The sequence below is a fragment of the Terriglobus sp. YAF25 genome, assembly GCF_052113305.1.
Taxonomy (GTDB): Bacteria; Acidobacteriota; Terriglobia; order Terriglobales; family Acidobacteriaceae; genus Terriglobus.
This window is the reverse complement of record NZ_JBFRCY010001029.1, coordinates 1-1,131: the sequence shown is the minus strand read 5'-3', so window position 1 is coordinate 1,131 and position 1,131 is coordinate 1. Positions and strand designations below refer to the sequence as shown.

Sequence of the window (1,131 nt, the reverse complement as noted above, 5' to 3'; positions counted from 1 at the left end):
GCCTGGCAACAACCCTTCTATCCGATTCCACTGAGCATCGGTCAGCTCGTAGCGCAATACTCCCATGCAAAAACTGCAACAAAAACTCTCCCGCAGCGGAAGTGAATATGTCGATACGCCCTAGCAACCAGGAACCAGCAACTAGTCCAGCCTCACCAGATACGCCTGCGCATTCGGTTCATTGGGATGAATGCCCTCCGCCACCTCGGTTGCGTGCGCCTTATCCATCACTGCGGGATTGATGCGCACCCAGTGCCCGGTCGGTCCTGGGAACTCGATCACCTTGGCCGTGTGATAGCGGCGCTGCATCTGGTCTTTCAACTTCAATGAGTTCTTTTCCTCGGTAAAGGCGCCGACCTGCACGCACCACTTACCGGAGACCGCTGCATTCGCTGTCTGCTGCAACACGTCGATCCTTACCTTTGCCACACCTGCGCGATAGACCCCTGTAGCCTTGGCCGCGGCCATCGACAGGTCCAGGACACGCCCCTGCACGAAGGGTCCGCGATCGGTGATCTTCACCACCGCAGACTGGTTCGTCTGCAGATTGGTCACGCGAACGACGGTGCCCATGGGAAGCGTGCGATGCGCGGCCGTCATGGCGTTCTGGTCATACGGCAGGCCGTTCGCCGCATTGCGGTTGTGATACGGCGGGCCGTACCAGCTCGACATACCCACCTCGGTCGAATACACCTTATCGCCGTAATCAGGCTGTGGCTCCTGCGACTGCCCGGTGCCTAGTCCCGGCACCGGCCGGACCGGCGGATAGTTCCCTGCCGAGGTGCGCGGATCGCGGGTAACCGGTGGAGGAGGCGTACGGCGCGCTACACGCACCTTCTTGTGATGACATCCGGTCAACACCAGGGCGAGCACGACCATAACGCCTGCGGCAATGGAGCGGCTGCGGATCAACGGCGAGGCGTCCTCTCATCCAGCTTCTGCGCCACCTGCCGAAGTTTCTCCGCAGCTTTGCGCAGCGCCTCAGCGCCCTGCATCCGCGCCTCGGGCACCACCTCGTCGTTGACGTAATCGATGGCTTTGCGGAGTTCGGCCTCCATGCGGTCTACAGCTTCATGAATGCGATCATTCCAATCATTCGCCATGGCGTAGCTCTTCGCCATGGCGTAGCTC

Annotated in this window: 2 protein-coding genes; both read right to left on the bottom strand. The window is 60.8% G+C overall.

The genetic code is table 11. The annotated features are described in order from the left end of the window. Positions 1-141: 141 nt before the first annotated feature. The gene (locus AB4043_RS26295; protein WP_442302424.1) at positions 142-912 is read right to left on the bottom strand and encodes a septal ring lytic transglycosylase RlpA family protein; all 771 of its coding nucleotides are present in this window, start codon (positions 910-912) and stop codon (positions 142-144) included. Beyond that, positions 909-1,131, bottom strand: a 223-nt coding sequence (locus AB4043_RS26290) for a hypothetical protein (protein WP_442308626.1), incomplete at its 5' end; no start/stop codon positions are given. The genes AB4043_RS26295 and AB4043_RS26290, both read right to left, overlap by 4 nt.